Annotated in this window: 25 protein-coding genes; 13 read left to right on the plus strand and 12 right to left on the minus strand. The window is 72.4% G+C overall.

The window, feature by feature from the left end:
• Positions 1 to 29: 29 nt before the first annotated feature.
• The 3 genes from ACFU7Z_RS13945 to ACFU7Z_RS13955 form a co-directional block, all read right to left on the minus strand.
• On the minus strand, positions 30 to 428 hold the full coding sequence (locus ACFU7Z_RS13945; protein WP_147409137.1) for a hypothetical protein: 399 nt from the start codon (positions 426 to 428) through the stop codon (positions 30 to 32).
• A gap of 68 nt (positions 429 to 496) precedes the next feature.
• Entirely contained in the window at positions 497 to 802 is a 306-nt protein-coding gene (locus ACFU7Z_RS13950; RefSeq protein ID WP_380777657.1) for a hypothetical protein, read from the minus strand.
• Positions 803 to 1,122: 320 nt separating this feature from the next.
• Positions 1,123 to 2,487, minus strand: a complete 1,365-nt coding sequence (locus ACFU7Z_RS13955) for a hypothetical protein (RefSeq protein WP_380777658.1) — start codon at positions 2,485 to 2,487, stop codon at positions 1,123 to 1,125.
• Between the two features lie 224 nt (positions 2,488 to 2,711).
• Between ACFU7Z_RS13955 and ACFU7Z_RS13960 the strand changes: the two genes are divergently transcribed.
• From ACFU7Z_RS13960 to ACFU7Z_RS13995, 8 genes are all read left to right on the plus strand, one after another.
• Positions 2,712 to 3,140 (plus strand): ATP-binding protein, encoded by a 429-nt coding sequence (locus ACFU7Z_RS13960; RefSeq protein WP_380777659.1) that lies wholly within the window; start codon positions 2,712 to 2,714, stop codon positions 3,138 to 3,140.
• Positions 3,137 to 3,322, plus strand: coding sequence for a hypothetical protein (locus tag ACFU7Z_RS13965; protein WP_380777660.1), 186 nt, complete (start codon positions 3,137 to 3,139; stop codon positions 3,320 to 3,322). Before ACFU7Z_RS13960 ends, ACFU7Z_RS13965 begins: the two co-directional genes overlap by 4 nt.
• Before the next feature lie 353 nt (positions 3,323 to 3,675).
• Positions 3,676 to 5,598, plus strand: coding sequence for a nucleotidyltransferase domain-containing protein (locus ACFU7Z_RS13970; RefSeq protein ID WP_380777661.1), 1,923 nt, complete (start codon positions 3,676 to 3,678; stop codon positions 5,596 to 5,598).
• A complete protein-coding gene (locus tag ACFU7Z_RS13975) occupies positions 5,595 to 6,728 on the plus strand; it encodes a hypothetical protein (protein ID WP_380777662.1) in 1,134 nt (377 codons plus the stop codon). The genes ACFU7Z_RS13970 and ACFU7Z_RS13975 overlap by 4 nt, the downstream gene beginning before the upstream one ends.
• The gene (locus ACFU7Z_RS13980; protein ID WP_380777663.1) at positions 6,706 to 7,500 is read left to right on the plus strand and encodes an SDR family NAD(P)-dependent oxidoreductase; all 795 of its coding nucleotides are present in this window, start codon (positions 6,706 to 6,708) and stop codon (positions 7,498 to 7,500) included. The genes ACFU7Z_RS13975 and ACFU7Z_RS13980 overlap by 23 nt, the downstream gene beginning before the upstream one ends.
• A gap of 44 nt (positions 7,501 to 7,544) precedes the next feature.
• Positions 7,545 to 7,976, plus strand: coding sequence for an NUDIX domain-containing protein (locus ACFU7Z_RS13985; RefSeq protein ID WP_380777664.1), 432 nt, complete (start codon positions 7,545 to 7,547; stop codon positions 7,974 to 7,976).
• A 231-nt stretch (positions 7,977 to 8,207) separates the two neighbouring features.
• Positions 8,208 to 9,146 (plus strand): hypothetical protein, encoded by a 939-nt coding sequence (locus ACFU7Z_RS13990; RefSeq protein ID WP_380777665.1) that lies wholly within the window; start codon positions 8,208 to 8,210, stop codon positions 9,144 to 9,146.
• A 114-nt stretch (positions 9,147 to 9,260) separates the two neighbouring features.
• The gene (locus ACFU7Z_RS13995; protein ID WP_380777666.1) at positions 9,261 to 10,280 is read left to right on the plus strand and encodes a hypothetical protein; all 1,020 of its coding nucleotides are present in this window, start codon (positions 9,261 to 9,263) and stop codon (positions 10,278 to 10,280) included.
• 367 nt (positions 10,281 to 10,647) lie between these two features.
• Here the strand turns inward: ACFU7Z_RS13995 and ACFU7Z_RS14000 are convergent, their stop codons facing one another.
• The 7 genes from ACFU7Z_RS14000 to ACFU7Z_RS14030 form a co-directional block, all read right to left on the minus strand.
• A complete protein-coding gene (locus ACFU7Z_RS14000; protein WP_380777667.1) occupies positions 10,648 to 11,907 on the minus strand; it encodes an ABC transporter permease in 1,260 nt (419 codons plus the stop codon).
• Positions 11,904 to 12,632 carry an ABC transporter ATP-binding protein gene (locus ACFU7Z_RS14005; protein ID WP_049657146.1) on the minus strand — a complete coding sequence of 243 codons (729 nt, stop codon included), beginning with the start codon at positions 12,630 to 12,632 and terminating at the stop codon, positions 11,904 to 11,906. The genes ACFU7Z_RS14000 and ACFU7Z_RS14005 overlap by 4 nt, the downstream gene beginning before the upstream one ends.
• Positions 12,629 to 14,194 (minus strand): peptidoglycan-binding protein, encoded by a 1,566-nt coding sequence (locus ACFU7Z_RS14010; protein WP_380777668.1) that lies wholly within the window; start codon positions 14,192 to 14,194, stop codon positions 12,629 to 12,631. Before ACFU7Z_RS14010 ends, ACFU7Z_RS14005 begins: the two co-directional genes overlap by 4 nt.
• Positions 14,195 to 14,233: 39 nt before the next feature.
• Positions 14,234 to 14,809: a hypothetical protein gene (locus ACFU7Z_RS14015; protein ID WP_380743046.1), complete on the minus strand. Its 576-nt coding sequence runs from the start codon at positions 14,807 to 14,809 to the stop codon at positions 14,234 to 14,236.
• Entirely contained in the window at positions 14,806 to 15,729 is a 924-nt protein-coding gene (locus tag ACFU7Z_RS14020; protein WP_074002027.1) for a hypothetical protein, read from the minus strand. The genes ACFU7Z_RS14015 and ACFU7Z_RS14020 overlap by 4 nt, the downstream gene beginning before the upstream one ends.
• Positions 15,730 to 15,828: 99 nt before the next feature.
• Positions 15,829 to 16,155, minus strand: coding sequence for a hypothetical protein (locus ACFU7Z_RS14025; RefSeq protein WP_159028586.1), 327 nt, complete (start codon positions 16,153 to 16,155; stop codon positions 15,829 to 15,831).
• Between the two features lie 96 nt (positions 16,156 to 16,251).
• Entirely contained in the window at positions 16,252 to 16,476 is a 225-nt protein-coding gene (locus ACFU7Z_RS14030) for a response regulator transcription factor (RefSeq protein WP_049657156.1), read from the minus strand.
• 239 nt (positions 16,477 to 16,715) lie between these two features.
• On the opposite strand from ACFU7Z_RS14030, the gene ACFU7Z_RS14035 reads away from it, so the two are divergent.
• Both ACFU7Z_RS14035 and ACFU7Z_RS14040 read left to right on the plus strand, forming a co-directional pair.
• Positions 16,716 to 16,946 carry a hypothetical protein gene (locus ACFU7Z_RS14035; protein ID WP_049657159.1) on the plus strand — a complete coding sequence of 77 codons (231 nt, stop codon included), beginning with the start codon at positions 16,716 to 16,718 and terminating at the stop codon, positions 16,944 to 16,946.
• Positions 16,947 to 16,966: 20 nt separating this feature from the next.
• On the plus strand, positions 16,967 to 18,307 hold the full coding sequence (locus ACFU7Z_RS14040) for an amidase (protein ID WP_380777669.1): 1,341 nt from the start codon (positions 16,967 to 16,969) through the stop codon (positions 18,305 to 18,307).
• On the opposite strand, the gene ACFU7Z_RS14045 is transcribed toward ACFU7Z_RS14040, so the two are convergent.
• Entirely contained in the window at positions 18,304 to 18,945 is a 642-nt protein-coding gene (locus ACFU7Z_RS14045; protein ID WP_074002030.1) for a TetR/AcrR family transcriptional regulator, read from the minus strand. The genes ACFU7Z_RS14040 and ACFU7Z_RS14045 overlap by 4 nt on opposite strands.
• Before the next feature lie 165 nt (positions 18,946 to 19,110).
• Between ACFU7Z_RS14045 and ACFU7Z_RS14050 the strand changes: the two genes are divergently transcribed.
• Both ACFU7Z_RS14050 and ACFU7Z_RS14055 read left to right on the plus strand, forming a co-directional pair.
• Positions 19,111 to 19,977, plus strand: coding sequence for an alpha/beta hydrolase (locus ACFU7Z_RS14050; protein WP_380777670.1), 867 nt, complete (start codon positions 19,111 to 19,113; stop codon positions 19,975 to 19,977).
• Complete coding sequence (locus ACFU7Z_RS14055; protein ID WP_074002032.1) at positions 19,974 to 20,582, plus strand: TIGR03086 family metal-binding protein; 609 nt, start codon at positions 19,974 to 19,976, stop codon at positions 20,580 to 20,582. The genes ACFU7Z_RS14050 and ACFU7Z_RS14055 overlap by 4 nt, the downstream gene beginning before the upstream one ends.
• A 90-nt stretch (positions 20,583 to 20,672) precedes the next feature.
• On the opposite strand, the gene ACFU7Z_RS14060 is transcribed toward ACFU7Z_RS14055, so the two are convergent.
• Positions 20,673 to 20,816, minus strand: a complete 144-nt coding sequence (locus ACFU7Z_RS14060; protein WP_158077691.1) for a hypothetical protein — start codon at positions 20,814 to 20,816, stop codon at positions 20,673 to 20,675.
• Positions 20,817 to 21,019: 203 nt separating this feature from the next.
• Between ACFU7Z_RS14060 and ACFU7Z_RS14065 the strand changes: the two genes are divergently transcribed.
• On the plus strand, positions 21,020 to 21,841 hold the full coding sequence (locus ACFU7Z_RS14065) for a protein phosphatase 2C domain-containing protein (RefSeq protein WP_063780134.1): 822 nt from the start codon (positions 21,020 to 21,022) through the stop codon (positions 21,839 to 21,841).
• The last annotated feature ends 36 nt before the right edge of the window (positions 21,842 to 21,877 follow it).

Here is a 21,877-nt window from a genome sequence, read left to right on the forward strand (position 1 = left end):
TTGCTGCCCAGCAACGGCCCGAGGCCAGGTCAGTTCTCGCTCGTTCCCTGGGGAGGTGCCGCCAGCCCCTGGTTTGCGGGCTCTCGGCGTGCACGGTAGGCAGCCTGTCGGCAGGCGTCGGAGCAGTACTTCCTGGGCCTGCCGCCGACTGGACCAGCGGGGGGCAGCACGTTGCGTTGGCAGGTGGCGCATTCGCGTAGAAGGGCACGTTCGAGCTTTTCGAGCTGGCTCACCAGGGCGGGCGGTACGCCGTCTGCCAGCTCGGCTACGAGCTGGTAGCCGGCGGGGTGCCGGAGGATCGAGATTCGCTTGTGGATCTCCCGTTCCATGTCCCGCCAGGCCCTGCCGCCAGTGGCCCGGGCGATCTCGGCGTCGGACCAGAGGGCGGACGCGAAGGCGAGCAGCGCTTGTTCGACGTGCTGGCTCACGCCGCTGTCCAGAGCGGTGGTGAACGCTTCGACCTGGTCCTGAACGGGGTCGCGATGGGGGCGGCGCCTCACTGAGCGTCCGTGGCGGAAGTGGATCGAGTCAGCTCCCCGGCGATGATGGCGGCTTGTACAGGTGTAGGGGTCTCGGTCCGTTGGATCGGGATGGCCGGGGTAGGGCTGATGGGGCGGTTCCGGGGCACCAAGTCCTGGAATGCCCTGACGACGGACGCGAGTGCGGTGAGGACCTTCGGGACGTCGGTCGGTGGGGCTTTCCTGATCGCCACGCAGCCGAGGATACCGATCACAGCAACGGCGAGGGCCAGGCCGATCGGGGTGGCCGCAAGTGCGATCCACATGCCGGTTTCGAAGGTCACGCTTTCCTCCTGGAAACGCGTGAAGGCCCCTGGGGGACCAGGGGCCTTCATGGTGATTGCGACGGTGCGCGGGAAGCAAAAAAGCCCCGCCGGGGCGGGGCCGATCCAACGGCAGTATGCCGTCTGGGCACAGTTGTACCGCTGGCATCAGCGTGGCAGAAAGGGTGACTGATCGTCAAGTCGCGGCTTCTCGCTGGTCAGAGGCCGATTTCTCGATGCATTCTTCATGGTAGCGGTTTCGTAACGCGGGGTTGAGGGCTTCTGGCCGGAACGATCTGAAAGCCCTTCACCGGTCCTGCGGGAGGGTGGCGTCAGGCTGATCACGTCAGGAAAGAGGCTGCCCGTTCGTCGAGTTCCTGAGCTGCCGAGACGCCGCGGCTCTTGAACTGGGCGAGGCTCTTGCGCATCTCCATCACCGAACGTCGGGTGCGGACGGACTGCACGCCGGCCATGGCGTCGAGCGCCCTGTTCCAGGTCCCGCATGCCTGCTCGATACCGCCGTCAGCGAGTTCCATCTTGGCCTGGTCCACCAGGTCGAGCGCGAGGATCCTCGCGTACGTCGAAGCCGGGCGGTTGGCCGCTGCCGCCGCGTAGTTCTCTGCGGCGCCCTTCCGGTCGCCGAGCCGGGAGAAGACCTTGGCACTGCGGGAGTTGACCGTGGCGCGAGCCGGGCCCCAGGAGAGCGCCCAGTACGGCATCGCGTCGCCGCCTGCGGCCTCCAGCAGGTCCCGGGCCCGCTGGACGGCTTGGACAGCGGGGCGACGCTGGTTGGTGGCCGCCAGGCCGTGGGCGTGGGTGATGGTGAACAGGGCCTCCGTCGAGGCGTCCACGCGGCCGACGACGCGCGACAGAGCCGTCTCCGACAGCGCGAAGGTCTTGGAGGGGTGGCGGAGCTTCATGCCCTGCTGGGCGAGGGTGCGCAGGACGAAGGCGTCGTGGCCGACGATCCCGGACTCGACGGCGAGGGCGTAGGACTGGTGGTAGTAGCGCTGGGCGAGGCCCTGCTCGCCGGCGTCGTACGCCTTCCATCCGGCCAGGTGCACGCCGACCGCTGCGGCGGAGAGCATCTGCTGACGGTCCTCGTGGGTGCGGAAGGTGCCCCGGCACAGGGCCGCAACGTCGGATCGAAGGTACTGGATCAGGGCGGAGCGGCCGTGCTGGCCGCCGTGGCGCTCGTCGATCTCGGTGAACATGCTGATCATGTCGCGGACCGCAGCGACCTCGGCGGCTCCGGCGACGGCGCCGCCTCGGACGGCCGCGGTGCGTTCCGCGCTCTCACGGACGTAGTCCAGCGGCAGGTGCATCGCGGCGACGGAGTACGCCGAGGCGGCCAGGAACTTGCGTCGGTCCAAGTCAGCTCTCCACACCCGTGCGAGGACGCCCACCGGGTCGGGGCCGATGGACAGCCCGAGGCCCGGATCGGATTCTTCCACCGACCGTAGCCCGAGTTCGGCTGGGGTGTAGAGCCGTCCCGTCTTGCGGAACAGCGCCTCACAGATGAAAGCGGGAGTGTCGCCCTCCGGATCGGCGCCACGCAGCCACTTGTGGACCGTGGACGGGTTCGTCCGCAGGTGGACACCGACCTCGGCCGCCACTCGGACGACGCCCCGGGCGAGGGCGTCGAAGGTCATGTCAGCGTCGTTGATGGCCGCTTCGAGCTGGTGATTCGTCACAGGCTGTGCCATGACCACTCCCTTCCTCGGCGCCGGGTGGCAGTAAACACGGTAAAGACAACCGGCCCTCCGAGGCAGGGACTTGGATGAAGGAACGCCGGTTGACTTGGTGTCAGCCGCTTGGGTCGAGAGTCGATACCGGCTCCGGGGAAGCACCGGGCGGCTGACTCCGACCGCTGCCGCCCGGACAGCCCCCGCTGTCCGGAGCAGACAGCCCTGGCGACCAGGAGCGGACCGTGACTACTGAGATCCTGACCAGAACGGGACCACTCGCACGGCCCACGACGGTCGAGCTGCCGTACGCGCCGCAGTCTGCCTCCGCGGCACGTCGGCTGGTCCGCGACGCGCTCGCGGACTGGGCACTGGGCTACGTGGCCGCCGACGCCGAGTTGGTCGTCACGGAGCTGGTCTCCAACGCGGCCAAGACCGGCTGCCTGACCGCTATGCAGGTCGGCGTCGCCCTGGTGGTCAACCGCGCCGGCCAGGCCGTGCGGATCTCCGTACGGGACGGGTCCTGTGTCCTGCCGGTCCTGATCGGCGCCGCCCACGACGCGGAGTCCGGACGCGGCCTGGCCCTGGTCGATTGCTTGGCCGTTGTCTGGGGCGTCGACCTGGAGCCGCACGGCAAGACGACGTGGGCGGACATCGACGTGGAGCGGGCGTGAGCGGCCGACACCGCAGCGCGGACCGCGGCCCGGTAAGCCACGTACTCGCCGGGCTGTGGGTGCTCGGCCACGCCGTCGTCCTCGGGCTGCTGTCCATTCCGATCCAGCATGCCGTCGAGGCGGACGCCATGGACCGCGCTGGTTCCTCGGCGTCGGTGCCGGACACGCCGCCGCCCGCCTGACCCCAAGACCCCCGCCTCGGCATCCGCCGCACACCGGCCCGAGGCGGGACCGGCGGCTCCGGGTGAACCCCCGCAGTCGGAGCCGCCCACCTTCGCCGGCCTCGGCGACCTGCCAGGCCGGAAACCCTCACACCGAAGGGAGATTCGCCGTGCCGCAAACCGCCGCTCCGATCTTGGAGGCCCCCCAGCCTCCGCCGCCCCCGCCGCCTCCGCCCCCGGCCCCGCCGACCCCGCAACCGCCGTACCCGGGCCGGTAGCCCGATCCGGCCCTCGGCCGGGCGCCCCTGCGGCGTCCGGCCGAGAGCCGCCCACCGCCCCACAGACATTGCGCAGCCCAGCCCTCGGAGGAAATCGTGTCCATCTCCCCTGAGCAGGACCCCACGCCTTCCCGGCCCGTGACGATCGCGATCAGCGGTCCCGACAACGTCGGCAAGACCAAGCAGATCGGCATTCTGGCTCGCCGCCTCGGCTCCGCCGCCCACGCCACCGGACGGCTGGACGACTACGACACGCGCTGGGACGGCATCAAGGCCACGGGCATGGGCGCCTGGTGGTTCGAGCGCGGCCCGATCGAGGAGGTCGCCGACGTCCTCGTCAGCTCCTACCTGGAGCGCTCCCGCAGGCCCGCCGCCGCGCCCGTCCGCCTGATGGACCGGGGCATCCCGATGCTGGAAGCCTCGCTGGCCGCCACCGTCGCGGTGCGCGAGCGTCTCCGCCCCGATGGGGCCGCCGACCGGGCCCGCAAGCTGCTCGACGCCTACGCCGCCGACGTGCGAGCCGCCGAAGCCGCCGAGCACGGCATCGTGCTCCTGCACGATGACGACCCGGTGATCGGTACCTCCCGCAGCCTCTCCCACGAGCGTCACGTCACCCCGACCTACGCGGACTACCAGCGGCACCTCCACCTGCAGATGCACCGGCTCATCGCCGAGGGCAGGTGGGCGGAGACCATCGTGGTCGGCGAGCGCCGGGTCATGGCCGTCCAGGACGAGATCCGCCAGCGCTTACACCCGATCACCCCGCTCGTGCCGCCCCGCGCCCTGCCCGGGGTGCGGGTGATCGCGCTCGGTGGCATGTCGGAGAGTGGCAAGAGCACGGCGGGCGAGTACCTGCGGGTCAGGCACGGGTACGCCCGCCTCAAGATCGGCTACCTGATCGAGGACGCCGCCCAGCGCGCCGGCACCGCCGACCCGTATGAGCTCCCGGCTGTGGTGCGGGCCGAGCTGCTGGTCGACGGCCTCGACCGCTACTGCGCGGCCCACCACTTCCTCGACCACGTCACCGTCGAGTCGCTGCACGACCAGGACGCGACCGCCGAGCTGCGGCGGATGCTCGGCGAGCAGCTGACCGTCGTGTACGTCGACGCGATGCCGGAGGTCCGTGCCGAACGCGGCACCGCTGGGCCTGAGGACGTGGTCGAGCGCGACGCCGTCAAGGCCCGCCGTGGCGCAGCCGGGATTGCCTCGCTCGCGCAGGAGGTCATCGACAACAACCACACCCGTCTGCACCTGGAGCGCCGCCTCGACGGGATCGCCCTGGCCCGCCGGTGGCCGCTGCGCAGGCCGGCCACCACGCCGGTGAACATGCTGGGCCTGCCCGTCCACCTGGAGTCCTACCTGTCCGAGCTGCTCGACCGCACCACCGTCCAGGTGCCGCCCGTCATCGACCTCCTCGCCGTGACCGGCAGCGGCGCCCGAGGCAAGTACCAGCACGGGTGGTCCGACCTGGACGTCTTCGTCGTCGCCGAGCAGGACAGCCTCCCCAGGCTCCGGCAGGCCCTCGCCGAACTCGAAGCCGAACTCGCTGGCGTCAAGCTCGGCCTGACCGTGCTGACCCAGGACGAGTGCCGCACCGGGGCGGTCACCTCCCGCCTGCTGCACGTCCTCATGCTGATCGGCTCCGGCTCCCTCGTGCCGCTGTGGTGCCGTCCCGGCCTGGCCCTGCCCGCCCCGGACGCAGCCGGCGATGTGGCGGCCAGCGTCGAGGCCGGTGTGCAGGCCGCCATCGAGATCCGCCGCCAGATTCTCAAGGGAGCCCCCGACCTCCGCGCCCTGTTCAAGATCACCGCTCTGCTGGCCAAGGTGATGCTGCGCTTCGAGGGCACCGAGCGTGCCTCGGACGACGATGCGCTGGGCGTCTTCCTCGACCGCGAGCCCGCCACCGACGCCGATCTGCGTCGCCAGGCCCGCGAGGACCGCGAGAAGGCGGTGGAGCTGGCCAACACCGTCCTGGGCCACTGGCTGGCCACCATCGCGCTGCCGACGAGCCGCGCATGAACGACCCCACCACCACCTCGGTCCCGGCCTTCCGCAAGATCCTCGCCCCCGCCGCAGCGGAGGCCGAGGTCCAGGGCTGGCAGGCCACCGCCCGCACACTGCCGGTGCCCCAACTACTGAGCCACAGCTGGGCAGGCGGCAAGAACGTAGTGGCTTACGAGGACGTGTTCGCCACCGGTCGCTGCACCATGCTGCTCGGCGACGTCATCGCCACCGCCGACCGGCACCCGAGTGCCTTGCCTCGGGTCACCGCGCTGATCGACGCCGTCTGCGACAGCCTGCTCGCCGCCGTCGCCGACAGCGGAAGTACCGCGCCGCTCTCGGACTGCGTGCCCGGCCTCTACCTGGACCGCATCCGCCCCGGCGGGCGGATCGACACCTGGTACCTGTCCGGCCGCCTCACGGTCCCCGCCCCACGCACCGACCAGCGGCTGCCTGTGCACGCCCTCACCGGCCACATCCTCGTCGTCAACGGCGTCCCGATGCGGCTCGACCTGCCCGCCATCGTCTGGGAAGCCCGCGAAACGCTCTGCTCCGCCCGTACCTGGGCCACCGCGCTCACCCAGGGCGACCCGACCGAACCGAACATCGCCGACCCGCTGTGCTGGCTCGACTTCCAGTACGCCGGCCGCAACTCGCTCGCCGGGGAAATCGCCATCCTCCTCTGGTACTTGCTCGGCATGGGCGGCTGGCTCGTACCGACCTACCAGCCCGAGGTGTACGCACGCACCCTTCCGCTACACCTTCCGCCGGTCAGCACCCCGCACCTCGAACACGTCGAGCACGACGAGCGCCACCGCCGCTTGGAAGTCCGCTACACCTGGGCGGTCGGCGCCGGGCGCCAGGCCGCAATCGACCGCCTGCTGAAGCGCGTTCGCGCCGACCTCGCGCCCGCCGCCGGGCTGGCCCCGGACCGCTTCCTCTCCCAGATCCGCCACTTCCTCGCCCTGCGGATCCTCGGCGTCATCCCGCCCGGCCGCCTCACCGGCCACGACCTCCTCCTGCTCCTGGCCAAGCTCGCCGAGGCCCAGCAGCCCGAGAGCGTCGACGAGACCTTCACCCGCACCCAGCCTGCTCCGGCCACCGGCCTCGACGATCGGACCGACGATGACCACACCCACGCCGCTTGAACTGCCCATCGCCGCCCTGCCGCTCCAAGGTCGGGTCGCGCTGGTCACCGGCGGAGCCACCGGTATCGGCGCCGCCATCGGACGAGCCCTGGCCGCCGCCGGAGCTGCCGTCGCCGTCAACCACCTCGCGCAGATCAACCAGGCCCGCACCGTGCTCGCCGACGTACGGCGAGAGGGCCGCAGCGGCATCGAGGTCAACGCCGACCTCACCGACCCGAACGCCGTCGCCGCGCTGGCCAGCCAGGTCGAGTCCGAACTCGGGCCGGTCGACATCCTCGTCAACAACGCGGGCACCTACCCTCGCATCCCGTGGGACGAGCTCGGCGAGGACGACTGGGCGCGCGCCATCGAGTCCAACCTGACGATCCACTACCGCACTTGCCGGGCCATCGGCCCCGGTATGGCTGAGCGCCGATGGGGCAGGATCGTCAACATCGGCAGCGTCAACGCCCGCGCCGGCCGCCCCGGACTCACCGCCTACAGCACTGCCAAGGCCGGACTCCTCGGCCTCACCAGGTCGCTGGCCAGGGAACTTGGACCGGCCGGGATCTGCGTGAACACTGTCGTACCCGGGGCCATTCAGGTCGAGGCGGAGAACGACCTGCCCGCCCACCACCGAGCCCGCCCCGAGGACCAGATCCGCCGTCAGTGCGTTCAGCGCCGGGGTCGCCCCGAGGACGTCGCCGCCGCCGTCGCCTTCCTCGCCGGCCCCAGCGCGTCCTTCATCACCGGCCAGTCGTTGCACGTCGACGGCGGCTGGCTCCTCCACTGACCCGCCCCACACCACCGAGACCACCGAGACAGGAAGAGACCACCATGCAGCACCGCGTCCGCGCCGTCCTCCTCACCCCGAACGACACCATGCTGCTGATCAAGCGCATCCGCCCTGGCATCAACCCGTACTGGGTGATCGTCGGCGGCAAGATCGAACCGACCGACACCAGCCCCGAAGAGGCCCTTCTGCGCGAGGTCCGCGAGGAGATCGCAGGCGAGGCCCAGGTCATCAGCCTCCTCCACACCATCGAGACCGACGACGAGCGTCAGGACTTCTACCTCGCCACCGTCGAGAAGTGGAGCTTCGAAGAGCGCACCGGGCCGGAGTTCAGCCAGGAGGGCCGAGGCGAGTACCTCCTGGAGGAGATCCCCCTGACCGCCGAGGCCCTCGACGCGGTCAACCTCCTGCCCCAGGACTTCGCCGCCGTCCTGCGCGACGCCGTCGAACGCGGAGAACTCCTCACAGCTCGCTGATCGCAAAGGCGGATGGGGCGGCTCAGCCACCCGACATTCGCGCGCAACCCGCGACGGCGACCGCACACAGCTCCGCCAAGAAACGACAGCCCTTGATGTGATCAAGACCGCTGCGGCAAAAGGACCTTGGCGTGGCGGGTGACGTGGTACGTTCCGTGATCCAACCAAAAATAGGTGACCCCGGCAGCGCGCCAACGCTCCGGGGTCCGGCAACAGGAGTACGACCTCCCGATGCGCGTCCATCGTACCGAACACGTACGTAGCTTCACCGTGCTGCCCAACGGCCTGCTGCAGGATCGGCGGCTGTCCTACACGGCCCGCGGCCTGCTCGCGGACCTCCTCTCCCGCCCGGATGGCTGGCGCGAGGACGGCCGGCACATGGCCGACACAAGCCCGCAGGGGCGTGGGGCGATCCGCAAGGCCCTGAAGGAACTGACCGAGGCCGGGTACTACGGGGTCGAGAAGATCCGCATGCCGGACGGGACGATCCGAACCGAGACCCACGTCTACGACACCCCGCAGCTGGCAATGCCGGGTGTCACCCGTCCGGTCTCCGGTGAGGCGAATACCGGCCGTGCTGGCGTCCCTCTTGTAAAGAACCGGTACCAAGAACCCTCCCACCCCGTCGAGCAGGCCGACCAGCAGTCGGCCGCTGTCGGGGACACCGCCGACCGGCTAGAAGGGCGGGAGGAGGGCCAGACCATCGACCAGGAGACTCCGGCCGCACCGGACGAACAGGTCCGCGAGGCGGTGGCGACCCTGTTCCGGGTGGTCCGCCCGGAGCCGCGCCTGCGGCTGGGCGAGGCCGAGGCCACCGAGCTGGCGCCGCTCGTCGCCCAGTGGCTGGAGCGCGGCAGCACCGCCCAGGACTTGGCCCAGGCCCTGCTGCCTGGCCTGCCCGTGCCCCTGCATTCTCCGGTCGGCGTGCTCCGCAGTCGCCTCCAGCGCAAGCTGCCGCCCGTGCAGGCCCCACAGCAGCCCGTGATGCCTCGATACGCCGAATGCGCCAAGTGCCATGACCCGGTCCCGCAGCCGGGCATCTGTGCCGCGTGTGCGGGCCTGGGTGGACGAAAGTCCCAGGTCGATGATGGGGCGGTCGTGGCCGCTAACGGAGCCGCGCGGGTCCGGGAAGCCATGCGCGCTGCCAGTCTGGCGTTGAGTGCCGCGTAGCTCGCCCTTGCAGGTGCCAGGTAGGCGGTTGATGTTGTGAATTCAGACGCCAATTCTCCCGGCGCCTCCTATGCTCCCGCTATGACAACCCGGCCCCGTAGCGTGTGGCAACAGATGCCCGCGAAAGAGCGACACGCCATCAGCGCATCCGTTGGTAACGCAGGTCTCCCTACCAGAGCGCTGGCTCTGTATGCCCGATGGTGGCAGCTTGAGACCTGGCTGCGGTCGTTGCTCTATGTCGAACTCAGAGCTGCTCATGGCGTGGACTGGGCGTCACACATTGGCCAGGGTGCTCTGTCTCGTCAGGAAAAAGACAAGCTTCGGACCTACATGGCCAGTCCAGACTGGGATGACCCACTGGCCTATCTCGATGTGGGCAAGCTATTCCCCCTCCTGGATAGCTCCTGGGACTTGGTGGGGCCCAGCCTGTTTGAACGGTCCGCTTTTCAGGGGCGAGTGAACGAACTATTGGCGATCAGAAACAGAATTGGACATCTTCGCCGCCCCCACGCGGATGACCTGAGTCGACTCGAACAAACATTGCGGGACTTGGAGAAGGGGGCGTTTGAGGCGCTAGCGTCCTACAATCGTGAAACGTACATCGACGAGGACCTTCAAGACCCAGTAGTTGATTCGTGGATCGTTGGCAACCATCGGACGGCTCGGCGCCTCATCAATCATGCGCAGAGTCAGTACGATACGGACATTCGGGTAACGTACACCCGACGCCCGTGGGCCGGGCCGCGCGATTCTGGAGATCCAATTTGTGGATCGCGTGGCTACCTGTGGAGGGTCGACTTCGTCACGCGCGGTCGCTACCTGGACATCCCTGCCCTTTGGCGTGACTCCTACCTGGACCGTCATGCGCGCAAACTGCTCGTCCATCTTATCGTGCGTCATGCCAGTGGCGTTTCTGTCGTTTTCCCGGCTGTTGACAATTCGGCGGAGATTTCGGATGCCATCGGCGACGTCTTCGATGCAGTTCTGACCAATTCGTCGACCTTCCCCGCAGGGGTGTCGCTGAACAGCGAAGATCTCGCTCGCGTTCCGCCGCTTGACCCCCGGGTTCAGATGGGCACTGGCTGGACGATCGTCGACGACACAACTGTGCCGATTTCAATTTTCGCCGCGTAGCACCTATGTGGCGTAAAAATGCCGGGAGTAGTGATGAGATAGATCGTGCTCCCGGCGCTACCCCGCCTGGGTTGGCCTGATGGCCGAGCGCCAGGGCAGGTCTCACGGGAGTTGACCTGGTCGGCCACCAGGATGCCTCGCGCGCGGGGGGCACATGCTGGGGCACATGAGGGCCCAAAATGCCGCTGACCAGTGCGAACTACTGAAGGCAGTTTCGCCTGGTCAGCGGCACTTGTATGGTCGAATCCGCAGGTCAGGGGCTTGCGTGGGTCAATAGGTCCTCAAGTGGCAGGACGATGCGCTGCTGCTGAGGGCGGCTTCGTAGGGCGGGCTTCGTTGTAGGGGACGGCGGGGGAGCCGGGGTCGGTCAGTGGCGCAGGGCTTCGGCCGGTTCGACGGCGGCGGCCCGGAGGGCCGGGTAGAGGCCGGCCAGCAGGCCCACCAGGCTGCCGGCCAGCGGTGCGGGCAGGACCGTCCAGGGCTGGAGCAGGGCGGTCCAGTCGCGGGCCAGCGCGACCAGCACCACGACGGCCACGCCGATCGCGGTGCCGATCAGCCCGCCGAGGGTGCCGAGCACGGTGGACTCGGTGAGGAACTGGGCCGCGATGTGCCGGGGCCGGGCGCCGAGGGCGCGCCGCAGGCCGATCTCGCCGGTGCGCTCCAGGACGGCGACCAGCGTGGTGTTGGCGATGCCGACCGCGCCGATCACCAGGCAGATGGCGGCCAGCAGCAGGAACAGCCCGGTGAGGTCGGTGGAGACGGAGTCCCGCAGGGTGTGCGGGTCGGGCGGGGCGAGGGCCTCGAAGTCCTTGGGGGCTTCCGGGCGCAGGGCGGTCGGGGCCTGGGAGGCGACCAGGGCGGCCGCGCCGGTCCGGGTGCGGACCACCATCCGGGCCCGGCCGTTCTCCCCGGGCGGCGGGTTGCCCCAGAGCGTCCGCGCGGTGGTGGTGGGCACCATGACGTCGAGCGCGGTCTCGGGCAGCCGGGCGCTTCCGTCGATGATGCCGATGACGGTGAAGCCGACGCCGTTGACGAACACCGCGGGGTGGGCGTCGAGGCGGCTGATGCCGAGCCGTCCGGCGGCGGCCGAGCCCAGGACCGCGACGCGCAGGCCGCGTTCGCTGTGGAAGGCGTTGTAGACGGTGCCGGCGGAGACCCGGGCCTCGATCGCGTCGAAGCCGCCGGGGGAGAGCGCCAGGACGTTGAGCCCGGCGCCGGAGCCGGTGCCGGGCACCGGGGAGGTGGAGATCTTCGGCTCGGTCAGCGGCGCGCTCCAGTAGACCCCGGCCGCGACCGCGCCGTTGAGCCGGCCCACCCGGCGGTCGGCGTCCTCGGGGAAGTCCATGGCGGCGCGGTGCTGGCCGTTGCCGAGGACCACCTCCGCTCCGCTGCCGACCAGGGTGACCGTGGTGTTCTGCAGCGCCGAGAAGCGCTTGCCGATCTGGCCGGTGGCGCTGGAGGTGAGCCCGAGGACGGCGACGAAGGCGCCGACGCCGAGGACGGTGCCCAGCAGGGTGAGCACCGACCGGCCGGGCCGCTGCACCATGCCGGACAGCGCCTCGCTCAGCAGGTCGGTCAACCCGAGCCGGGAGAGCGGGACTTCGGTGGACGTGGCGCGCCTCCTCACCGTTCGACCGCCGCCCCGGTCGCGCTCAGCCGGCCGTCCCGGATGGTGATGGTCCGCCGGGCCCGTTCGGCGACCTCGCGGTCATGGGTGATGACCAGCAGGGTCAGGCCGCTCCCGTGCAGTTCCTCGAACAGCTCCATGACCCGCAGGGCCGTCGCCGAGTCGAGGTTCCCGGTCGGTTCGTCGCACAGCAGGAGCGACGGCCGGTTCACCAACGCCCGTGCCACCGCGACGCGTTGGCGTTCGCCGCCGGACATCCTGGAGGGCAGGGCCTCGGCCCGGTGGCCGAGGCCGACCTGGTCCAGGACCCGTCGGGCGGCGTCGGCCCGGCCCGCCCTGGCCGATCCGTTGTAGACCTGGGCGAGCATCACGTTCTCCAGTGCGGTCCGGTACGGCAGCAGGTGGAAGGACTGGAAGACGAAGCCGATCCGGCGGCCGCGGAGCGCGGTGCGGCGGGCCTCGGAGAGCGCGCCGGTGTCGATGCCGTCGAGTTCGTACGTGCCGCCGCTGGGCCGGTCGAGCAGGCCGAGCAGGTTGAGGAAGGTCGACTTGCCGGAGCCCGAGGGGCCGATCACGGCGGCGTACTCGCCGCGGGCGACCTCCAGGTCGAGGGGGTGCAGGGCGGTGACCGGCGGTGGGCCGGGGAAGGTGCGGAACGCTCCGCGCAGCCGGATCACCGGGGTGTCGCGGTCGGCTCCGGCGCGGTCTGTCCCGGCCCCGCTCACCGGCCGACCACGACCTGCTCGCCGGGCTTGAGCTCGGCTCCGGCGGCGGGCTTGACCTCGACGAAGCCGTCCGCGGCGACGCCCGCCGTCACCTCCACGGTGCGCCGGGTGCCGTCGGTGCCCGCGACGGACACCGAGGTCCGGCCGTCGACGCCCGAGCTGATGGCGGAGGAGGGCACGGCGAGCACCTCGCCCTGGGTGGAGGCGGCGACCACGGTGATCCGGACGTCCTGGCCCTCCAGGGCCGGGTCCCAGGGGGCGTCGGGGGTGACGACGAGCGGGACGTAGGGGTCGGTGCCGGCGCCCGGGGCCGCCGGTGCCGCGCTGGCGGCGCCGCCCCCACCCCCGCCGCCCCCGCCGCCACCGGGGCTTCCCGGCGTGACGAGCGCGCCCACCGAGCCGACCTTGGCGGTGAGTTGGACGCCCGTGGTCTCGGACAGCACGGTGACGTCCATGCCGGGCTTGACCAGCGGGGCGTCGCCGGGGAGCAGGTGGCCGGTCAGGTTGAGGCCGCCGGCGGTGAGGGTGAGGACCGGGGCCGTCACCTTGTCGCCGACCCTGGCGCCGACGGCGCCCACCCGGGCCGGCAGCGCGGGCAGGAAGACCACCTCGGCGGCGGGCAGTTGGGGGCCGTCCTTGGCCTGGGCGCGGGCCAGGTCCTGCTGCTTGGCGGTGAGATCGGCGCGGGCCCGGGCGAGCGCGGCGGCACCTCCGGAACCGGCGCCACCGGAACCGGCACCTCCGGCGGGTGCGCCGGTCCCGGTGGTTCCCGGGGCCGGCGCGCCGTTCTTGCCGGCCGCCGGGGCCGTGGTGGCCGGAGTGGCCGCCGCGGTCGGCTCGCCGCCGCCGCGGGCGGGCTGGCTCTCCAGGTCCCGGACGGCCTGTTTGGCCTGGTCCACGGCCTGCTGGGCGGTCCGGACGGCGGTGGCGGTCTGGTCGCCGGTGGTGGCCGCCGGGTAGCCGAGCTTCTGGTAGAGCCTGGCCACGGCGGCCTTGGTGGCGGCCCCGAAGTACCCCTTGTCGTCGCCGCCCGGGTAGTACCCCATGTCCCGGAGCACGTCCTGCAGTTGGCCGATGTCGCCGCCGGACTCGCCCGGTGCCATGTCGCGGTAGGCGGGTGTCGAGCCGGGCAGGGCGATCACCGGCCGTCCGGACACCTCGGCCAGCACCTGTCCGGAGTCCACCGCGTCCCCGCTGTTGACCTTCAGTGCCGTCACGATCGGGGTGCCGCCGCCCGGGCCGCCGGCGCTGGCCGAGACCGCGCCCGGCTGCACCGGGAAGGACTGGCCGGCCGTGAACACCCCGCGCAGGACGGTGGTGTTGGACAGCACCCGCTGCACCACCGGTGCCGTGAGCACCGAGGCGGGCGGCGCCTTGGCGTCGGCGGCGGCCTGCTCCGGCGAGCGGATCAGGGTGGCGGCCCACATCCCGCCCCCGGCGGTGACCGCCGCGACCAGGGCGATCACGACGATCAGCCGCCGCCGTCGACGCGGGGTGGACCCGGCGGGGGTGGCGGGTTCCGCTGCGGTGGCCTCGGGCTCGGGTGTTTCCACGGCTTCCATTTCCGGTACGTCTTCCGGTGCTTCGCGCTCGGACGGGGGTCAGCTGCTGCGGGGCGGGGCGGCGGTGCCCCCGGGGCACGGCAGCGGGTTCTGGATGTCCGTGACCTTCCACACCCCGTCGATCCGACGCATCGTCATGATGCTGAGCTGCTCGGGTCGTCGGCCGACCTGGCTGATCTCGTGGCCGGTGCCCGCGTCCACGATCCGCCAGGCGTTCAGGTCGACGCAGTCGTACAGCCGGCGGGCCTCCCCGTCGGTCCGCACGCCGAGCAGCCGGTGCTTCACCTCGCCGCTCATGTGCTGCCCCTCCTGGCGCAGTTGGTCCACCGAGGCGCGCAGGATGGAGAGGTTGGGCTCGTCGGCGTGGGCGTCCAGCGGCGCGGCGGCGACGTCGCCGGCCCGGGCGACCTTCGTCCACTCGTCCCAGTAGGCGAGGTAGGGCTGCCGCAGGTCGTCCCCGACCGCGGTCAGCCGCTCGCCGTTCGGGCCGGTGGCGGTGGTGCGGTCCGGGGCGGCCGAGGAGGTGCCGGAGCAGCCCGCGGCGGCCAGGACGGCGGCGCAGGCCAGGGCAGCGGCGGCCGTCCGCGCCGGGCGGCCGGGCCGGGCGCGGCTCACTGGCCGTGCTCCCGCAGCACCGTCGCCGCCTGGTCGAGCTGGGACTGGATGGCGGCGCGGTAGGCCTTCAGCTCGTTGTCGTGCTGCTCGATCAGCTGTTTCTGGATGGCGCTCTGGACGCCGAAGGCGATGCCGGAGAGGTTGGTCTGCCGGGTGCAGGCGACGTCGGCCTTGGCGGTGTCGATCTCCCGCTGGGTCACCGTGGGGCCCCAGGACTCGGTGCTGAGGCTCTCGGGGTTGCCGTAGGCGTAGCCCCGCTGCTTCATGCAGGAGGCCCATTCGGTGGTGGCGGCGACCACCCGGGCGTCCGCCTTGGTGCGGTTCATCGACTGGCCGGTGAGGTCCCCGTAGACGTCGGCGGCGGGCGGCTTGTCGCCCTTGAGCTTGCGGTCGGCCTCGCCGGTGCAGCCGCCGGGCGGGGTGCTGCCGCCGGCCGGCTCGCCGCCGGTGGGGGACTTCAGCCCGGACAGCGCGGTGAACTCGGCGGGGTTCATCGGACTGCCACTGCCGACCTTGGCTCCTCCGGCGGTGCCGGGCTGGTGGAACCCGTACTGGGCGGCCTGCGCCTCGTTGAGGAACCCGTACGGCGTGGGCATGTCGTCCTTGCCGGCCTTGGTGAGGTCGGCGTTGTTCGGCTGCCAGGAGGCGAAGCCGAGCCGCTTCATGCAGTCCTGGGTGAGCAGGCCCTGCGCCTTCGCGATGCCGGTCAGCTCCTGGGGGCTCGCCGCGAAGGCCCGCAGCGGGAGCTGCTGGGTGTCGGCCACGGTCGTCGGGGTGGGCGTCGCGGTCAGGGCGGGCGCGGCGGCCTGGCCGCCGGTTCCGCCGGTGGTCGGGGCGGCGCTCCCGCCGGAGGAGCAGCCGGTGAGCAGGGCGAGCCCGGTGGCGGCGACGACCAGGGCGGTGCGGCGGTGGGACCTCACGAGTGGACCTCATCGGGTGGGCGGGCCGGTAGTCTCGGGCGGAGCCCTCTTCGCCCCATTAGCGGTGGGGCGAAGAGGGCCGTGGTGCGGTGGAGCAGATCAGCACTTGGTCCACTGGTTCGAGAGGGCACCGGAGATGTAGTCCTCGAAGGTGTAGCCCCAGACGCCGGTGGCCCGGTCGGTGTTGCTGTCCCAGGCGGTGTAGCCGTTGACGGTCGAGCCGTTGGTGTAGCACCAGTCGTTGGTGCCGTGGCCCGGGTAGCCGATGCCGTTGATGGAGGAGTTGGTGTACGGGCCGCTGCGGATGTTGGCGGCGGTGGTGTAGTCGCTGACGTAGAGGGCGTTGGCGGCCCCGGTGCCGAGGGTCAGCGCGGCGACGGCGGCGGCCGCCACGGTGGCCACGCGGCCCATGCGGTTCTTGAGCATGGTGAGTCCCATCTCTCTTGGTGCGGAGGGTAGTTGCCGATGCCCCGAGTGGGGCCAGGACATCTCAGCACCGGGCCGGACGGTCCACCAGTGTCCTCAGGTACAGTCCTCCAGCCGGAACAGCAGGGCCGCCTGGGCCAGTTGGATGCGCGAGCACACGCCGAGCTGCTCGAACAGGGCGGCGGTGTGCGCCTTGACGGTCCGCTCCTCGATCCGCAGTTCGGCGGCGATCTCCTGGTTGGACAGGTCGGTTCCGATGAGTTCGAGGACTTGGGCGCGGCGCTGGGAGAGCCCCCTGACCCGGTCGGCCGCCGCGCGCATTCTCGAAAGATGATCGATCGTCAAAAGCTGTGCATCGCCCATCGGTTCCCCCCGTAGCCGAGTGTGGAGCGTACGCACGACAAGTCTCGGCCGGGCGGTAGGCCCAGTCAACGTGGATGTTACGGAGAGAGACGCTCCGGATGTCCGCGGTGAGCCGGCCGGGGGTGGGCCGTACGGGCCGCCGACCGGCGGTTCCGCTCCGGTTGCCGGGTGCGCGCGGCGGTCGGACGATGGGGGGCATGATGCACCAGATGCGGGCCGAGTACGGCGCCGGCGGCGAGGCCGGCGGGGTGCGGCTGTGGCACATGGTCCGGGGCGAGGAGAGTGTGGCGATGTGCGGCCGCGAGCTCGACCCGGCCGCGCGGGTGCGGGAGGCGGTGGACTGGGGGAAGACCCCGGAGCTGTGCTGCCACACCTGCGGGGCGTACTTCCTGCGCGAGGCGCCGTACCTGGCGGCCGAGCACCCGTAAACGGCGCTACCGTGCTCGGCATGGAGGAATCCCTCGTCCGGCCGTCGCCGTTGACCGATGAGGCCGCCGGGCTGCGCGCCGGTGTGCCGGAACTTCCCGAGTACGTGGACCGGTTGTGCGCGCTGGTCGAGCGGGTGGACCCGCTGATCCACGCGTTCGTGCCGGAGCCCGGGCGGTACGACCGGCTGCGGTCGCGGGCGCGCGGGCTGGCCGTGCGGTACCCGGAGCCCGACGGGCGGCCGCCGTTGTACGGGGTGGCGGTGGGCGTCAAGGACATCGTGCACGTGGACGGGCTGCCCACGCACGGCGGTTCGGCGCTGCCGCCCGGGGTGCTGGCCGGGCCGCAGGCCGTGGTGGTGGACCGGCTGCTGGCGGCGGGGGCGATGGTCGCGGGCAAGACGGTGACCGCCGAGTTCGCCGCGAGCGCCCCCGGTCCGACCCGCAATCCGCACCGGCCGGGGCACACCCCGGGCGGCTCCAGCAGCGGCTCGGCGGCGGCGGTCGCGGCCGGGCTGGTGCCGCTGGCGATCGGCACCCAGACGGTCGGCTCGGTGATCCGCCCGGCCGCGTACTGCGGGGTGGTGGGCTTCCGGCCGACGTACGGGCGGATCCCGATCGCGGGGGTGATCCCGAACGCGCCGAGCCTCGACACCCTGGGGACCTTCACCGCCGACCTGGCGGGCGCGGCCCTGGCGGCCCCGCTGCTCTGCGACGACTGGCGGGGCGACGGCCGGCTTCCCTCCCCGGACCGGATCGGCGCCGGGGAGGTCCGGCCGCCCGTGCTCGGGGTGCCGGACGGGACGTACCTGGAGTGCGCCGAGCCGGCCGCGCTGCGCGCCTTCGAGGAGCAGCTGGCCCGGCTGGCGCGGGCCGGGCTCACGGTGCGCCGGGTCGAGCTGTTCCCGGACTTCGCCGAGGTCGTCCGGCAGCTGCAGACGGTCAACCGCTTCGAGCTGGCCCGCGGCCACGCCGACTGGTTCGCCCGCTTCGGCGGGCTCTACCGGCCGGAGACGGCGGCGGGCATCCGGGTCGGCCGGGGCGTCGCGGCCGAGGACCGGGAGGCCGCCCTGCGGTTCCGGGAGCGGCTGCGCGAGCGGGTGGCCGCGGCGGGCGCGGCGGCCGGGGTGGACCTGTGGCTGGCGCCCTCGGCGACCGGCGGGGCGCCGGAGGGCCTGCACAGCACGGGGGACGCGGTGATGTCGCTGCCGTGGAGCTTCCTCGGGCGCCCGGCGCTGAGCCTGCCGGCCGGGCGGACCGGGGACGGGCTGCCGCTGGGCCTCCAGGTGGTCGGCGCGCCCGGCGGGGACGAGCTTCTGCTGGCCCAAGCAGCCTTCATTGAAAGGGTGCTGACGGAGCGTTAGGCGAGCGCCGGGTCGGCCGGGTCGGCGGCCTCGGCGCGCAGCAGGCGCAGCAGCAGGCGGCCGGCCCGCTCGTACGGGGTGTCCTCGTCGTGCAGCACGGCCTGGGAGTTGGCCGTCTCCAGGACGGCGATCAGGGCGAAGGCGAGGTCCCCGAGGTCGGTGTCGGGGCGCAGGGCGCCGGCCGCCCGGGCGGCGGCGAGGGTCTCGACGACGGTGTCGGACCACTCCCGGGCGCAGCCGGCCAGGGCGTCCCGGACGGCGCCGGGGCGGGCGTCGAACTCGGCGGTGACCTCGTAGAAGAAGCAGCCGCCGGGGAAGACTCGGGCGCGGGAGTAGGCCAGCCAGCTCTCGCAGAGGGCACGGGCCCTGGCGAGGCCGGGCGGGGTGTCGGCGACCGGGGCGACGACGGCGTCGGCGAAGATCCGGCGGGCGGCGCGGACGGTGGCCAGCTGCAGCTCCTCCTTGGAGCCGAAGCCGGCGAAGACGCCGCTCTTGCTGAGTCCGAGGTCGGTGGCGAGGCGGCCGATGGAGAGCGCGTCCAGGCCCTCGACGGAGGCGATCCCGACGGCGCGGCGCAGCACCGCGCGGCGGGTCTCCTCGCCGCGCAGGACCCGCCCGTCCGTGGTCGTTCCGGCCATCGTCCGCGCCCCTGTTCTGCTCGTCTGTTCCGCTCGCCCTGCGTGCCGCCCAGGGTAGTGGGTGCACCGTGGCGGCCTCGGAAGCCCTGAAAACTGCACGAACGGTCGTGCTAATATCTCGCCGCGAACGAGGCAGGACAAGGAGCGCGAGAGCAGGGAGACCCGATGGACCCGACCCGCGGACTGATCCGTACGACCCTCAACCCCACCGCCCGGATCGCCCCCGGCCTGGCCGGGCGGGCCGCCTTCGAGCTGTTCACGCACCCGGTCCGGCGCAGCCGGGTGCGCGCGTCGGAGCGGGAGGTGCACGGCCGGGCGGCCACCGAGCGGCTCGCCGTGAACGGCAAGGCGGTGGTCGGCTACCGCTGGGGCAGCGGCGAGCGGCCGGTCCTGCTGCTGCACGGCTGGCGCTCCCGGGCCTCCCGGTTCGCCCCGTACGTGCCCCGGCTGCGGGCGCTCGGGCTGAGCGTCGTCGCCTTCGACGCGCCGGGCCACGGCGACTCCGGCGGCCGGACCACCGGCGTGCCGGAGTACCGCGAGCTCGCGCTGCGGCTCCAGGAGCGGTACGGGCCGTTCGAGGCCGTGCTGGCGCACTCGCTGGGCGTCTGCGCGGCCTTCGGGGCGCTGGCCGACGGCCTGCGGGCGGGCCGGCTGGCGGCCGTCTCCGGGGTGTCCCGGGTGGGCTTCTTCCCGGCCGCCTTCTGTGCCGGGCTCGGGTTGGACGCCGAGGTCGAGCGGGCGCTGCGGGAGCGGATCGAGCGGGAGCTGTTCGGCGGGGACGCCGGGGGCTGGGAGCGCTTCGACGCCGCCCGCCGGGTCGAGGCGGTCGGCGGGCCGGTCCTGGTCGTGCACGACGAGGGCGACACCGTCGTCCCGCCGAGCGAGGCGTACCGGCTGCGCGAGGCGTACGGGGAGCGGCTGGAGCTGACCATCACTCAGGGCCTGGGCCACAGCAGGATTATCGCGGAGCCGACCGTTGTTGATCAGGTGATCGGATTCATCTCTGCCGGCCGGGAGGTCGCTGTCGTATGAGGATCGTCGAACTGCACGCACAGGCCATGGAGTTGGCCGTTCAGGTGGTGGACGGCCTACGGCCGGACCAGCTCGACCTGCCCACCCCCTGCGCGGGGTGGACACTGCGCAAGCTGCTGGAGCACTGCGTCGGCCAGCACCAGGGCTTCGCCGCGGCCGCCCGCGGCGCCGGGCCGGACCTGGCGCTGTTCGCGGACGCCCCGCTCGGCGCCGACCCGGCGGGCGCCTTCCGGCGCACCGGGACCGACCTCACCGAGGCCTTCCGGGAGGCGGCCACCGCGGACCGGCCGATCTGGCTGGCCGAGATCCGCGACGGCGGCCCCTTCCCGCTCACCCAGGCGGTGGGCTTCCACCTGCTGGACACCCTGGTGCACGGCTGGGACGTCGCCGCCGCGCTCGGCACCCAGGACGCGCTGGTCGCGGCGGTGGACGGCGACGACGCGCTGGCCACCGCGCTGCTGACGGTGACCGAGGCCGTCCCGAACACCGAGGAACACCGGGCGCCCGGCCGGGCCTTCGCCCCGGGGCTCGAACCCGGCGGCGGCACCGGCCGGTTCGACCGCGCCCTGGCACTGCTCGGCCGCGACCCGGCCTGGAAGCCGTAACGGCCCTGTCGGCCCCGGGGTTTCCGGAACACAGGGGATTCCGGAAACCCCGGGGCCTGCCTTCGACCCGCGTCCGCGGTCGGGCAGGCCCTACGGGCGGCGGGCGGCCCCGGCGCCCCGGCTCTCGGGGCCGCGCTGCTCGTCGGGGAAGCGCGGGCCGCCGATCAGGAAGAGCAGTGCGGCGGTCGGGAAGCCGAGCGAGGCGGCCAGCAACACGATGAACTCCCAGAACATCTTCCGCTCCTCGTCAGTCGCGGGCCGCCCGGACACCCGAAGGTGATCCCAAACCCGACCCGCTCCGATTGGCCGAATCGTCCGGTCACTGTCCGACGGTATGGCCGAATCACCCCGGCTGCCACCGGGCGCCGGCCCCCGGCCCGCGCCACACCGGCGCACGGGTCTGGGCGCGGGCCGGGGGCGGCGGCCACACTGTCGGGATGCAGCTACAGCTCGCAGGGGAAGCACGGCGGCCCGACCGCGAGAGCGAGGACTTCGCGGTGGCCTCGCCGGAGGCGCTGGTCCTGCTGGACGGCGCGAGCTCGCCGGTCGGCCTGGAGTCCGGGTGCCGGCACGGGACGGCCTGGTACGTGCGCCGGCTGGGCGTGCACCTGCTCGCCCGGCTCACCGACCGGGCGGACCGCTCGATCGCCGACTGTCTGGCCGACGCCATCGTGGAGACGGCCGCGCTGCACGGCGGCCGCTGCGACCTGGCCCACCCGAACACCCCCGCCGCGATGGTCGTCGCGGCCCGGCGGCACGGCGAGGCGCTGGAGTACCTGGTGCTCGGCGACTCCCTGCTGGTGCTGGAGTTCAAGGACGGCCCGCCGAAGGTGATCGGGGACAACCAGCGCTTCCCCGGCGGCGAGGAGCTGCGCCGGCAGGTCTGGGAGACCGTCCCCGGCTCGGCCGAGCGGGCCGCGCTGCACCTGGAGTACGTGCTGGCCGTGCGCGCCGCCCGCAACCGGGGCAACGGCCCGTGGATCGCCGCCGCCAGCCCGCGGGCGGCCGAGCACGCCGAGACCGGCTCCGTCCGGCTGGACCGGCTGCACGCGCTGGCCGCCCTCACCGACGGCGCCTCGCGCTACACCGAGCGCTTCGGGCTGGGTAGTTGGGGCGACGTGCTGCGGCTGCTCGCCGAGTCCGGGCCGGGCGAGCTGATCGCCCAGGTCCGGGCGGTGGAGCGGGCGGACGCCGGCTGCGAGCGCTGGCCGCGCGGCAAGACGCACGACGACGCCTCGGCCCTGTACGCGCTGCTGTAGGCGGTGGACGCGTGAGGGCCCGGACCGGGTGCGGTC

The organism is Kitasatospora sp. NPDC057518, from assembly GCF_042802075.1.
Classification (GTDB): Bacteria; Actinomycetota; Actinomycetes; order Streptomycetales; family Streptomycetaceae; genus Kitasatospora.